The 12,375-nt window shown below is 52.6% G+C and carries 13 protein-coding genes and 1 pseudogene; 1 reads left to right on the top strand and 13 read right to left on the bottom strand.

Annotated features, from left to right (window positions below; all coding sequences use genetic code 11):
* Positions 1–3: 3 nt before the first annotated feature.
* The 8 genes and pseudogenes from PJI16_17575 to PJI16_17540 all read right to left on the bottom strand — a co-directional run bounded on the left by PJI16_17575 (position 4) and on the right by PJI16_17540 (position 6,100).
* A pseudogene (locus PJI16_17575) lies at positions 4–129 on the bottom strand (IS3 family transposase).
* Positions 130–285: 156 nt separating this feature from the next.
* Positions 286–1,497 (bottom strand): glycosyltransferase, encoded by a 1,212-nt coding sequence (locus PJI16_17570; GenBank protein ID MDT3779376.1) that lies wholly within the window; start codon positions 1,495–1,497, stop codon positions 286–288.
* 152 nt (positions 1,498–1,649) lie between these two features.
* Positions 1,650–2,477: a sigma-70 family RNA polymerase sigma factor gene (locus tag PJI16_17565; protein MDT3779375.1), complete on the bottom strand. Its 828-nt coding sequence runs from the start codon at positions 2,475–2,477 to the stop codon at positions 1,650–1,652.
* Between the two features lie 305 nt (positions 2,478–2,782).
* Entirely contained in the window at positions 2,783–3,139 is a 357-nt protein-coding gene (locus PJI16_17560; GenBank protein MDT3779374.1) for a sigma factor, read from the bottom strand.
* Between the two features lie 55 nt (positions 3,140–3,194).
* Positions 3,195–4,025: an alpha/beta hydrolase gene (locus PJI16_17555; GenBank protein ID MDT3779373.1), complete on the bottom strand. Its 831-nt coding sequence runs from the start codon at positions 4,023–4,025 to the stop codon at positions 3,195–3,197.
* 435 nt (positions 4,026–4,460) lie between these two features.
* Positions 4,461–5,234, bottom strand: coding sequence for an SDR family oxidoreductase (locus PJI16_17550; protein MDT3779372.1), 774 nt, complete (start codon positions 5,232–5,234; stop codon positions 4,461–4,463).
* A 136-nt stretch (positions 5,235–5,370) separates the two neighbouring features.
* On the bottom strand, positions 5,371–5,721 hold the full coding sequence (locus tag PJI16_17545) for a cupin domain-containing protein (GenBank protein MDT3779371.1): 351 nt from the start codon (positions 5,719–5,721) through the stop codon (positions 5,371–5,373).
* A gap of 205 nt (positions 5,722–5,926) precedes the next feature.
* On the bottom strand, positions 5,927–6,100 hold the full coding sequence (locus tag PJI16_17540; GenBank protein ID MDT3779370.1) for a hypothetical protein: 174 nt from the start codon (positions 6,098–6,100) through the stop codon (positions 5,927–5,929).
* 104 nt (positions 6,101–6,204) lie between these two features.
* Between PJI16_17540 and PJI16_17535 the strand changes: the two genes are divergently transcribed.
* Complete coding sequence (locus PJI16_17535) at positions 6,205–6,342, top strand: hypothetical protein (GenBank protein ID MDT3779369.1); 138 nt, start codon at positions 6,205–6,207, stop codon at positions 6,340–6,342.
* 79 nt (positions 6,343–6,421) lie between these two features.
* Here the strand turns inward: PJI16_17535 and PJI16_17530 are convergent, their stop codons facing one another.
* The 5 genes from PJI16_17530 to modA all read right to left on the bottom strand — a co-directional run bounded on the left by PJI16_17530 (position 6,422) and on the right by modA (position 12,348).
* Positions 6,422–8,197: a sigma 54-interacting transcriptional regulator gene (locus PJI16_17530; GenBank protein ID MDT3779368.1), complete on the bottom strand. Its 1,776-nt coding sequence runs from the start codon at positions 8,195–8,197 to the stop codon at positions 6,422–6,424.
* 264 nt (positions 8,198–8,461) lie between these two features.
* Positions 8,462–9,145, bottom strand: a complete 684-nt coding sequence (locus tag PJI16_17525; protein ID MDT3779367.1) for an MEDS domain-containing protein — start codon at positions 9,143–9,145, stop codon at positions 8,462–8,464.
* 596 nt (positions 9,146–9,741) lie between these two features.
* Positions 9,742–10,839: a molybdenum ABC transporter ATP-binding protein gene (gene modC, locus PJI16_17520; GenBank protein ID MDT3779366.1), complete on the bottom strand. Its 1,098-nt coding sequence runs from the start codon at positions 10,837–10,839 to the stop codon at positions 9,742–9,744.
* Positions 10,836–11,519 carry a molybdate ABC transporter permease subunit gene (gene modB, locus PJI16_17515; protein ID MDT3779365.1) on the bottom strand — a complete coding sequence of 228 codons (684 nt, stop codon included), beginning with the start codon at positions 11,517–11,519 and terminating at the stop codon, positions 10,836–10,838. Before modB ends, modC begins: the two co-directional genes overlap by 4 nt.
* Before the next feature lie 67 nt (positions 11,520–11,586).
* The gene (gene modA / locus PJI16_17510) at positions 11,587–12,348 is read right to left on the bottom strand and encodes a molybdate ABC transporter substrate-binding protein (protein ID MDT3779364.1); all 762 of its coding nucleotides are present in this window, start codon (positions 12,346–12,348) and stop codon (positions 11,587–11,589) included.
* Positions 12,349–12,375: the final 27 nt, after the last annotated feature.

Genomic DNA, 12,375 nt, shown 5'->3' with positions numbered 1-12,375 from the left:
CTTTATTTGATTTGGGTGAACATCAAACCTCTGTACCCGTTCTGCCACCGTCTGTTCGCCTTTGATCGAAGCCAAAACCACTTCCGATTTGAAAGATGGTACGTGTTTTCGAAAAGGCCATCTTCTCAAGAAGCGCTCTTTTCAGAGTTGGTTTCATCATGCTAACTTTCGGGGCGTGTCTCCACGAATCCGGTTGTGCAGTTTCTTGGGGCCATCACCAACAAGAGCGGGGCCACTGCCGTTCTGAGTGAGCTGATCACTACGGGACTGAATGGCGGCCAAGGCTCAATTAGTGCAACCAATTCCCGTCCGTCCTTTCCATTGTCCTCCGATCTTCAACCAATGTCGCCAAGCTGAGTCTATCGTCATGCCCAGATAGAGCGAGGCCGCCACGGGCAACACCATGCCATAGGTCGGAACCAGTGCGTATAGACGCAAGGTGGGTTGAAATGTATACATCATGATGAGCCAGGCGAAGACCGCCAATCCTCCCGCCAGAACACTTCCGTGAAGGGGCCAAGACAAAACCACAAGCGGTGGGAGGAGATAGACAAGAACCAGGCCCACGACGGTACCCACAAGCCTCAAAGGGGAATATCTCAGTTGGGTATAGGCCGTGCGTTTCACCATTCCCCAGATATCAGCAAGCCCTGCATAGGGACGAATGCTGTGCTCCGAATCCGTTAGACCTACCCAGATCTTTCCTACCCTCTTGATTGCTGCCCCCAACGCGCAATCATCAATAACTTCGGCGCGAATGATTCCTATCCCTCCTACCTGTTTCAGGGCATGATTCCTCACAAGAATGCACCCTCCAGCTGCGCCTCCGACAGGTGAATTATGATCATTGATGAGGGGAAAGGGATAGAGCTTTTGAAAGAAATACACAAATGCTGGAATCAGGACCTTCTCCCAGGCATGTTGACAGTGCAATCGGACCATGAGGGACACAAGATCCAGCCCTTCGCATTCGGCTTTGGAAACCAGCTCGCGCAGGTTTCCCCGGCTATGCTCAATGTCAGCATCCGTCAAATATCGATAGTTGGCATCAGGCCACTCCTTCTCGGCATACCGTAATCCGATGTGAAGGGCCCACACTTTTCCCAGCCAGCCAGCGGGGCGATCTTCGGCGTCCTTCACAGTGAGGTGCGTTCCCCCTGGATGTTGCGTAGCAAGCTCTCGTGCAAGGTCGCCGGTACCATCATCACTTTGATCATCCACCATCACCACATGGAATTCACCTGGGTAGTCCTGCTCTAAAAGAGAACGCAACGTTCGTTCAATGACATCCGCTTCATTCCGAGCGGGAACAACTATGACGACAGTGGGCCATGACGTAATTTGGTGAGAAATCGGCTGATCCCTACCGAGTCGCTGATCCGCATACCAAAAGCGGCCATGCCCAAAACAGAGGTAGACCCAGATAGCCAAGGAGAGGGCTGTGAGCAAAAAGAGAGCGGATTCCATAAAAAGTAAAGGTAGGAGCCAAAAACTCATAGAGCCTCCACATGCATAAACTTCATAAAACCATGAATTTTGTGAGTGAACCCACGAACCGGAAATTTGTTTATTTCATTAAAGTATTTGTCCATTAGCCCGTCCAAGAGAAAATTCGTTATAGGGAGCATTATTATTTTGGAAATTATTTATTATAACGAGATTCCCGGTTTTTCATTCGGTACCAAAGACGCCCAAACAGCGGGAGCCGGGCTCTTGGGGGAATGTCCCTGAAGGTAAGGGTTCAAAGCCAATCGAATCTTCGCCCGAGCTCGATGCAAGAGCACTCGTTGGTTGGTTAAGGTTATATTCAGAATTTGACAAATTTCTTCCGCATTAACGCCTTCGATATCACGAAGAATGATGACCTGCCGCTGGTTAGGAGGAAGGGCCTGAAGCGCCTCGTAAATCTGGCCCAGACTTTGTTTTGATACGAGTGACCGTTCGGGCGTGTTCTCATCCCATATGACGGACGGAAAACCCCGGCGACCGGTTAAGTCGCCAGAAGTGTAAAACCGTTCTGATGCCAACGCGCTATTTATTTCTTTGTCTGTTGAACCATCGACATCGCAAAATGACACATACCGGTGTTCCCGTTTCCCTTTTGTCTTGGCAATATTATGAAGGATTCGAAAAATCCACGTTTTTAGGGATGATCGACCTTCAAAACGATGAATACCTTCCAGGACGGCCATCCAGGTCTCTTGAACCACCTCTTTCGCCACGGCTTGATTTGACACAAGGGTTTGGGCGAACCGAAGTAGCCCACCATGATAGCGTTCAACCAAGGTGGCAAATGCCGGTTCATCCTTCTTGCGGAGGGACTCAATCAGTTCAAATTCTTCGCAGGTCACAGCTATTTTTTTCTCAGGACCTATGTTTTGGGTCATCTCACGGAGGTCCGGGATTATGCCCCAGGCTTGTGTCCCACACGAGTTGACGCCTACAGGTTCAAAAAACGACATTTCAAAAGTCTTCATGATTATCCACCCCTTGACGAGTCTTGGATTACGCCACTCGTCATGCCTTCGTCAGTTGTTCAATGTGTCAGGAAGCTTTTTTCTATTTAAAATCCTGACTGCCAATTTCTCGAGTTCAGCAGCGCCTTACGTTAAACGTATTTTCAAACAGCTGCACCACCAGTCATCACCATGAAATTTCGTCTCCTGAAAATATGACAATCGACCTGGCACTAGTAGGAACCGGCCACGATCATAGTCCATGCAGTTTCCCTTAGTTTCCTTCGCCGTATTTGGCTCGACCCTCACATGTTATTTTTCATCGTTCATAAATGTATTGGGAATTTCCCCACCCTTTCCTGACCATGTGAAGTTTGGCTCCGTTTCGTGAGGATATGGAAAAGCAAGATCTCCAGGCATGATCGACTTTCAACCTGCTCAACATCTTCCAAGATTTGTTCCCACATCTCCTGGACGACTTCTTCTGCTTCCGTTTCATTTGAGACAAACATCTTGGCCAGTCCCAGAAGTCTTGAAAGGAAGCGATCAATGTGGCGATCGATCAACGTCCCAAGAGCCCTATGATTTCTTTTGCCCAAGCTCTCAAGTTGTTCGCCATCTTTGCCTAATGGATCCGTGAGAAAAATCGTGGATTCTGGAAACGTTATTTCAATCCGGTTCATTGATCTGTTCCCTTCCACTGAAGGTTAATTGTGACCTTGCTGGCAGCGTGTCCGTTCACCCCTTGATGAAGGCGAGAAGGTCGACATTGATGACTTCGGCATGCGTCGTGCACATGCCATGCGGGAATTTCTCGTAGACCTTCAAGCTGCCCTTCTTGAGGAGTTTTGCCGACAGCAGTGCAGAATCGGCGATTGGTACAATCTGGTCGTCGTCGCCATGCATGACGAGCGTCGGCACCTCGATGAGTCTAAGGTCTTCGGTGAAATCGGTCTCCGAGAATGCCTCAATACCGTCGTAATGCGCCTTCGCTCCCCCCATCATACCCTGGCGCCACCAGTCCTCGATCACGGCCTCAGATATTTTCGCGCCCGGCCTGTTGTATCCGTAGAAGGGACCGCTCGCGAAATCACGATAGAACTGTGCCCGACCTTCGGCGAGCCGTCGCCGAAGATCGTCAAAGACCTCGATTGGCAAACCGCCTGGGTTGGAGGTCGTCTTCACCATAATCGGCGGCACAGCACCTATGAGCGCCAGCTTTTCGACGCGGCCCTTGCCATGGCGGGCGACATAGTGCGTCGCCTCGCCGCCACCGGTGGAGTGGCCAATATGGACAGCCTTGCGTAAATCGAGATGCTCGACCACGGCAGCGATGTCCGCGGCGTAGTGGTCCATGTCGTGACCATCGGTGACCTGGCTTGAGCGGCCATGGCCACGCCGGTCATGCGCAATAACGCGATACCCTTTTCCCAGGAAGTAGAGCATCTGGATGTCCCAATCGTCGGCGCTAAGCGGCCAGCCATGATGAAAGACGATGGGTTGCGCCTTTTTGGATCCCCAGTCCTTGTAGAAGATCTCGACCCCATCTTTGGTAGTGAGCGTACTCATAGATTCTCTCCTTTGCGTCCGGTTGGGGGAGAATGAAGTCGCAGCCTTAGCGCTGACGGCAACCTTCACCGCTGGCAGTGCCGTCGAGGTCAGGGCAGCGGTCTCACCGAGCAGCACGTTGCGGAGCGAGATCTCCATATCCTTTTTGAATTTATCCCTAACGGCAGTAATAGATGGCATTGGACTTTCCCTCATTTTTGTGTGTCCGAATATTGTGGTTCTCGTAACTTCAATGCTTAATCTTCTCTGGCCTTTTCACAAATCATTCATTTCCATACCTAAATAACTCCTGGAAAAGTTCGGACCCCATTTTTCTCGCAGGCCGTAAGAAATCAAACGAACTCAATATATGAACCCCTCTCCTCATTCGATTTCTACATGGGCCGTTCCGACAGTCACTTGACTGGCATGAGGACCGGAGCGCCCCTGTCCTCGCTAACGGGTGGCTGCGACATCTGGGCGTGCTGGGGAATGAGTGAGCCAGGTTTCGAAGCTGGTCTTGCCGAGTCGAGCGGTATTGCCCGGAACCAGTGTTCTCTCGCTGATTTTGGCCCCAGAGTATAGAGCTTTGGGATCAGGGATGACCTCGCGGAGATCTTCGAGCGTGGCCAAACGCCGCCGTACTAGTTCATCCAACCGAAACTCCTCCGGACCCCCAATTTCCACGATGCCGTTTACCGGCTGACCTACCGCGATCCTTCCCACGGCACTCGCGACATCGTCCGCTGCCATGGGCTGGAAGAGCACAGGTGGCAAACGCACCGTGTCGCCGTCGGAGGAAATGTCGGCAATGCTTTTGAGAAATTCGAAAAACTGTGTCGCCTGAACGATCGAGTAGGGGATCGAGGATCGCTTGATAAGCTTCTCCTGAACGATCTTCGCGCGAAAGTAGCCGCTCTCGGACAGCCGCTCGGTGCCCACGACCGACAACGCCACGTGATGGTTTACCCCTGCGGCAGCTTCATAGGTGAGAAGGTTGCGGGTTGACGTGGTGAAAAACTCCATCACCGCTTTCTCCTCGAAGGATGGCGAATTCGAGACATCGACGACAACCGAAGCGCCTTCCAGGACTTCGGCCAGTCCCTCGCTGGTGAGGGTGTTGACGCCGGAATTGGGTGACGCCGCCACAGCCTGGTAACCGTGTTCACCGAGTTTCGTGACAAGCTTTGACCCGATAAGCCCGCTGCCGCCTATAACCACGATTTTCATTCTTGACCTTCCGTTCGACATGATGAACCTCCTGTTGTGTGATCGCCCGTAGTCCGGACGAGTGACTTCTGAAACCTACTCAATGTTGTGTTGAACCGTCCTTCTCATTTGATTGCTCTCTGGATCGTTCCGACAGTCACTTGACTGGCACGAGTACTGGGGCGCCCTTGTCCTTGACCAAGAACACCAGGAATTTTGCCGGCTTGATGCTGCTTGCGTTCCGACTCACGACGTGAACATCGCTGGGACTTTCGTACCAGGTCTGTCCTGGTGTCAGCGTCACTTCTTTCCCACCCTCCACTTGCATCACAATGGAGCCTTCCAGCACGTAGATAAATCCATGTGCGTTGTGTCGGTGGATCGGGTCAGACCCGCCGGGAGCCTTTTGCACTGTGATCATCAACACTTCCCTGCCGGGAATTTCCGGCAGATCTTTCGCCATGAGCGGCGTGACTTCAGCCGCCTGAGCCATCGATGTGCCGGTCATAAGACCTAGCAACACCAACACGAGTTTCCTGTTCTTCGTAATTGACTTTCCATTCGTCATGATGAACCTCCTATTGTGTGATCGCCGCTAATGCGGACAAGTGATCTCCGAAACATGCTCAGAATTGTGTTGAACCGTCCTTCTTCTTTGCTTTTTACATGGGGCCCTCCGGTGTATGTGATTTTCGCTATCGAAACCCAGTCCTTTATTCTTCTCTGGCATTTTCACGAATCATCCATTCCCATATGTAAGGCCGGCAATGGAGAAGTTCCACGCCCCCTTTCTTGCAAGTATTCAGGAATCGAACGGCCTCAATATCCACGAGCGTCACACCCTCAAGGTCCAACGCGATGGGCAACGGCTCGCCATCGACCTGCATCCTCAATTCCTCCAGGTGCTCAGATTGCAGCCGACCGCTTAGGCGGATGATCGTCTTGTGTCTGTCTGCAGTTTTTTCAATCCTTATTGTCATCGGCGCTATTTATGATCTGTACGGTAAAGTGGTATCGCAAGGAGGATGCCAATGATAACCGCTTGAATTTTTTGCGATTAGCGCGGCAGCAGTTGACGAATTTTCAGCATTTGCTGAAATATCGGCAAGCAGGAGCGTTATCGGTGTGATTGAATCGGTCCGTTTGTGTAGGAGAGGGTGAGAAGGGACTCAGTCTGAAGAAGACTAGTCCGGAAGCAACGAAAGGGGTTAGGTGGATCGACGGGTGAAACGCTGCTTGTCAATTCCCAGGCTCTTGATTTTCGAGTCGAGCGTCTGTCGCGGAATTCCCAGCTTCGCTGCTGCGCCGGTTGGGCCTGATACTAGGCCCCGAGACTGCGCCAGAGCGGCCTCGATCATGTCTCGTTCGCGTCCGGCAATCGAGGCTGCCAAAGGAACGGCGGGACCAGCTTGTTGATCCTGTTCCCCCTTCAGCCAGGTCTCGTCAACGGCAAATGTATCGCCATCGCACAGCACGACAGCGCGTTCGATGACATTCTGTAGCTCCCGAATGTTGCCGGGCCAGTCGTAAGCCTGAAACAACTCTACCGTCTGCTTCCGGATGTGTCTGATCTTCTTTCCGGCTTTTTGGGCATAACGTTCGATCAGGTATTCGACGAGCAAGGGAATGTCATCCACCCGTTCGCGAAGCGATGGCATCTGGATTGGAAACACATTCAGCCGGTAAAAGAGATCCTGACGGAAACTACCCGCAGCCATAGCCGCTTTCAAGTCGCGGTTAGTTGCAGCCACAACTCGCACATCCACGGAAATCGGCTGGCTACTTCCGACTCGTTCAATTTCCCGCTCTTGGAGCACTCGCAACAGCGCGATCTGTGTTTCCGCAGGCAGCTCACCAATTTCATCCAGGAAAATCGTCCCGCCATTGGCGGACTCAAAACGCCCTAGCCGTCGCTGGAGCGCGCCGGTGAAAGCACCTTTCTCGTGTCCGAATAGCTCGGAGGCAATAAGTGAAGAAGGGATCGACGCACAATTCACGCGAATAAATGCCCGGGACGAACGGTTCGACCGCTTGTGAATCGCGCGAGCGATCAGCTCCTTGCCCGTCCCGGTCTCTCCGAGAATGAGCACCGTCGAATCCACCGGCGCGACCTTCGCCAATTGCCGCAAAACTTTACGCAGCACTTCGGAGGACCCGACGATCTCTTCGAACATCGAAGCCCCATCGATTTCTTCACGTAACGCCATGTTCTCGTTTCGGATGCTCTCTTCAGCTTGCTTGCGCTCCTCAATGTCGATTCCCGTGGCGTACCAGCGAATGATGAGTCCCTCATCATCCCGCAAGGGGTTGTAACGGAATAAAAACCAACGGTACTGCCCGTCCTTGCGGCGCGCGCGTAACTCCAGGTCAAAGGGGGCTCCATGGGCTAATGCATTTTGACGCTTTTCCTGCACTCTTTCGAGATCTTCGGGATGAAAGAGTCGCGTGCGAAAATCATCGGCCTTTAGGTCCTCCAGGGTGAGACCCGTGTAGTCCAGCAGGACTTGATTGACGTAAAGAGGCATCCCATCCAACCCCAAGACACCGATGGCTTGAGGTATCGCATCGGTTATGCGCCGAAGCTCCCTTTCGTCTTGCCGCAGCTTTTCTTCCGCCCGCTTGCGCTCGACGATCTCTTTCTTTAACTCTTCGTTCGCCGCCGCAAGGTCTTTAGTCCGTCGCGCGACTCTTTGATCAAGTTCCTCTGCGACTCGCCTCTGTTCGCTTAATAGTCTTGCCTCTTGCAGCCCGATCGCGGCCTGGTTCGCGGTCACTCGCATCAGGAGTTTTTCAATCTCCGTCGCGAAATTACCTCGACAGGAGCCAGCCACTAATACCCCGAGTTCATCCTGAACCCCCAGCCGGAATACCGAGATCGAGATTGCACCTTGTCCAATCGGATTCGGCACAACGATAGGCGATGTGTGTGGACCATCCCCCAACCAGGGGGTAAGCGCTTGACCGATCTCTTGCGGCCGAAGCATTAAATTTCCGGGTGGAGTGAGTCGGGCCATCTCGATCGGCGCGCCGCGGCCAAATGTATCGGCTAACCGAACATAGGCGAAGTCCAGGCGCAGCATGCTTACTAACGCTTCGAGCAAGGTACTCACAATCTTGGATGGCTCGTGGTTTCCCCAGATGGCGGGAAGGGCGAGAACCGCGATCAGGTCATTGAGACAGGCCTTGAGGTCCTTGATCTCATCAGTTGTTTGCTTTGTCTCCATTGCCTATCGGATAAATGAAGGGCCTCAACTCATCTGCGTGGCACCGCGTTCCCGTAGCTGCCCAAGAAACTCATCAGGGGGAACGAAGAATGGATTCTCCTGAAGGAGACCGCCGATGATGACCATCGGATGCGTCCGCAGCATGTCGACGACGAGGTCTCCGCCAAACTTGGCAAGATCATACACGCAGATGAGGGGGTCGTCGTACTGAGGCAAGATTGAGTTCAGCCGTGACTCACACTTGATCCACTCATCGGCGTTGGACCCGTCCTCAAGGATTCTCTCCGCGACGTTGGCGACAAATCGAGTGAGTGGGAAGCCAAGCGCGGCTCCGGTTTTGAGCGTTTCCTGAATGAGGCCGAGCAAAGCCTCGGGGTTGAACCGCCCACCACGCAGAAAGGTCTCCTCCACCGTTGCTACCTCGAGTTGGCGGAGATGCTGCGTCGCCGTCACGGCGATGCCGGCGGACTCCAATCGCCGAAGGTGTTCCTCCCGCAACTTGGGATCGACGACATGGAAAGCACGGTCGCCGCACTCGAATCCCTCCTTAATGAACGGAAGCAGTATCCGATACTGTTCGGCAGGGTTGTGAAAGAAGGCACAGACATGACGTTGCGCGCCAAGCACCGAACCGGCTAACCGAATCGGTCGGTGGCCCTCACGTGAGACTCCGCCGCGAAACCTGTCTCGGTCATTGGTGAGCTCCATAGGGTCTCTCTTATCCTGGCTACGAAGAGAAAAATGAGAGGTCTGAAAATGACATTACTCCAGGTGGCCTCCATTCATGATGGTAGGCAGAGAGCCACGAACGGAAGATGATGATACTCTGGGTTTTCCCATATCTCACCTCGGAGATCCGCAGGGGTAGCTATACAGCAAGCGCTGAAAAGAAACCATTCTGACCAAATGCCGCTTCACGTGTCAATCGACTTTCCGATGGATCTGCACTCAATAAAACCGGCATGAGTGCTCGTATCGTTGAAATATTTAAGCCGGCAATCGACATTAAACTCGGCGATTGAAGGTCATCCTACGTTTTGGGCGCTGCATACAAAAAGCTGGCATGTGACTACCGCAGTTTTTACGGACAGGTTAAGGAAGACCTCGGATGATACCTCTAACCAAATTTCCTGGGTGCCACTCCCACGGCAAAGAGTGCGTCCACTATCCGTATTAAAATCCCTCGGTGTGGTCAAAGACATCGGCTCGGACCTCCACTTCCGCGGAGAGCGTATTCACCCCCAGGCCATGCCCCATGGTCATCAGCACTAGCTTTGATAGAACGTTTTCTCTGGAGTGCACATTTATTCCAGGGAATCGTGAGTGAGGGCCACTGCTTTGATTTGGGCGTGGACTTTTTGACCGGGATGGAGTTGGAGAGCCGTTAATGATTTTCGGGTAATGGTGGCCAGCAAGGGACAACCAATATCCAATTTGATATCGACAAAGGGTTGACCAGACTCGATGGGGCCGATTTCCAGAACCGTCGCCTCTAACACATTCAGCACACTGGTTTGGAATGCCGGAGGGCTTGCCACAAGACTGACATCCCGGGCAAGAATTTGTACTCGCAATGATTCTCCTATGGATGAATGTTGATGGGGCACTGACAATTGACCGCCGGAAAAATTGAGAGTGGTAAGCCCGAATTCCACATCATGCTCCGCTACACGAGTGTCAATGACTGCACCAATGTGGCTGTCCGGGATGACGCGACGACTGCCTACTTGAGAAAACACTTCAGCAAGAGGTCCGATTGCGGCCACGCTCCCCTCCTTCAGCAGGATGAGAGTCCTGGCGAGTTGCACCACTTCATGCAGCGCATGACTCACATAGATAATGGGTATCCTGAATTCCTTATCCAGCCGTTGGATAAATGTTATGATTTCCCGCTTTCGTTGAACATCAAGGGAGCTGAGCGGTTCGTCCATGAGGAGCAGGCGCGGGCTGGTTAATAAAGCGCGGCCAATGGCCACTCGTTGCTGTTCTCCGCCAGACAGATGGGTTGGCCTGCGTTCCAACAACGAGTCTAAACCCAGGATCTCGACGACCTGATCGAGTGAAATACGACGCTGCGATTCCGGTATCCGTTTCCATCCGTACAGCAAGTTTGATCGAACGCTCAAATGAGGGAACAAGCGAGGCTCTTGAAAGACGTAACCAACCGGACGTTGGGAAAGTGGAAGAAAATTATTGTTGGACTCATCCTGCCAGACGTGCTCTCCCAAGGCGAGAAAGCCGGTCGGCGATCGTTCCAATCCGGCGAGACAGCGCAAGAAGGTGGTCTTACCGCATCCGGAAGGACCGAATACGACCGTGATCCCCTCGGCGGGGACACTGGCCTTCACCTGCAGGTGGAATGAGGGAAAAGCTACCTCGAATCTGGCTGTCAACTCACTCATGAGACGTGGATAGGCAAGCGGCGGTTCACCGTATAGACCATAAGAAGGACCAGAAATGAAAAGACAAGAAGCCCTGCGGACAGGACATGAGCCTGGGTATATTCCAACACTTCCACATGGTCGTATATGGCAATGGAGAGTACCTTCGTTCTCCCTGGAATATTCCCTCCCACCATCAAGACCACACCAAACTCGCCAAGGGTATGTGCGAATCCAAGGACAATCGCCGTGAGATAGCCGCGAGAGGCCATGGGGGAAACAATGGTCAGAAATGTGTCGAGCTTTGAGGCTCTGAGAGACCAGGCCGCCTCTAACGGCTTTCTCCCGATTGACTCAAAGGCACCATGCAAGGGTTGAACGACGAAAGGGAGCGAATACAAGGCAGAAGCAATGACGAGTCCGGTAAAGGTGAACGAAAGCGCCGATCCGGTTACCGCCTGCGAGGCGCTCCCGATCCATCCATGCGGACCCAATAAGACAAGTAAATAAAATCCGAGCACGGTGGGGGGCAATACGAGAGGCATGGCGACAATTGCCTCAATGGCCGTCCTGGCTCGGGATCGGGTATGTGCAAGCCACCAGGCAAGCGGCGTTCCAATGATCAGAAGCACGATCACCGTCACTCCGGCCAGGCGCAAGGTCAACCAGAGAGGTCCTAAATCCACCTCAGATAATGTCATGGCTTCCTATGTAGCATTATCACCTTTGGAATGGAAGATCTTTTCTCATTGGTCGATATGTGGTCGATTATGGCAGTCCATAGCCAAATCGCTCAATAATGGCCCGGCTTTTCTCCCCTTTGACATAATCCAAAAAGGCTCTGGCACCTGCATGATTTTGTCCAGTTGTTAACAGGACCGCTTCCTGTTCGAGTGAATCGTGAAAAGAAGTTGGCACATCCCACCGGCTGCCGCTTCCGTTGATTTTTGGATCCACTACTTGGGAAAGGGCGACGAAACCAAGTTGGGCGTTCTTTGAATACACGAATTGAAAAGCCTGTCCGATGTTTTCCCCCTGAACGATCCGAGCCTTGAGGGAATCCCAGAGGCCCATCTTCTTGAGTGTTTGTTCCGCAGCCCTGCCATAGGGCGCCGTCTTCGGATTGGCAATGGCCAGATGATCGAAGTGCCCACCTGAGAGGAGATGATGTGCCTCCCCTTGAACCAGGTTCGAATCCGAACTCCATAAAGTCAGACGCCCCACAGAGTAAACAAATCGGCTTCCCTTAACGGCCAAACCTTCTCTTTCCAACAATTGTGGACGCTCGGCATCTGCTGAAAACAAGACATCGAACGGTGCACCGTTTTTGATTTGTGCATAGAGTTTTCCGCTCGATCCGGAACTGACCAGTATCGTGTGCCCCATGTCTTTCTGAAAACTCGTGATAATTTCGTTAAGAGTCGCCAAAAAATTCGCGGCAACGGCCACCCTGACTTCCTCGGCGGCGGCCGTCGTGACACAAACATAAAAAAAGAACATGAGGATAAAAGCATGGACGCGGAGAAACATCATACACCTCCCAATTCAATAGATGTC

It is taken from the genome of Nitrospira sp. MA-1 (genome assembly GCA_032139905.1).
GTDB lineage: Bacteria > Nitrospirota > Nitrospiria > Nitrospirales > UBA8639 > Nitrospira_E.
This window is presented reverse-complemented; position numbering and strand designations above follow the sequence as displayed.

What these genes read in the sequence shown, in the direction of transcription:
- PJI16_17570 (MDT3779376.1), bottom strand. Translation starts at nt 1,497, where the DNA reads ATGAGTTTTTGGCTCCTACCTTTACTTTTTATGGAATCCGCTCTCTTT.
- PJI16_17565 (MDT3779375.1), bottom strand. Translation starts at nt 2,477, where the DNA reads ATGAAGACTTTTGAAATGTCGTTTTTTGAACCTGTAGGCGTCAACTCG.
- PJI16_17560 (MDT3779374.1), bottom strand. Translation starts at nt 3,139, where the DNA reads ATGAACCGGATTGAAATAACGTTTCCAGAATCCACGATTTTTCTCACG.
- PJI16_17555 (MDT3779373.1), bottom strand. Translation starts at nt 4,025, where the DNA reads ATGAGTACGCTCACTACCAAAGATGGGGTCGAGATCTTCTACAAGGAC.
- PJI16_17550 (MDT3779372.1), bottom strand. Translation starts at nt 5,234, where the DNA reads ATGAAAATCGTGGTTATAGGCGGCAGCGGGCTTATCGGGTCAAAGCTT.
- PJI16_17545 (MDT3779371.1), bottom strand. Translation starts at nt 5,721, where the DNA reads ATGACCGGCACATCGATGGCTCAGGCGGCTGAAGTCACGCCGCTCATG.
- PJI16_17540 (MDT3779370.1), bottom strand. Translation starts at nt 6,100, where the DNA reads ATGCAGGTCGATGGCGAGCCGTTGCCCATCGCGTTGGACCTTGAGGGT.
- PJI16_17535 (MDT3779369.1), top strand. Translation starts at nt 6,205, where the DNA reads ATGATCTGTACGGTAAAGTGGTATCGCAAGGAGGATGCCAATGATAAC.
- PJI16_17530 (MDT3779368.1), bottom strand. Translation starts at nt 8,197, where the DNA reads ATGCTTCGGCCGCAAGAGATCGGTCAAGCGCTTACCCCCTGGTTGGGG.
- PJI16_17525 (MDT3779367.1), bottom strand. Translation starts at nt 9,145, where the DNA reads ATGGAGCTCACCAATGACCGAGACAGGTTTCGCGGCGGAGTCTCACGT.
- modC (MDT3779366.1), bottom strand. Translation starts at nt 10,839, where the DNA reads ATGAGTGAGTTGACAGCCAGATTCGAGGTAGCTTTTCCCTCATTCCAC.
- modB (MDT3779365.1), bottom strand. Translation starts at nt 11,519, where the DNA reads ATGACATTATCTGAGGTGGATTTAGGACCTCTCTGGTTGACCTTGCGC.
- modA (MDT3779364.1), bottom strand. Translation starts at nt 12,348, where the DNA reads ATGTTTCTCCGCGTCCATGCTTTTATCCTCATGTTCTTTTTTTATGTT.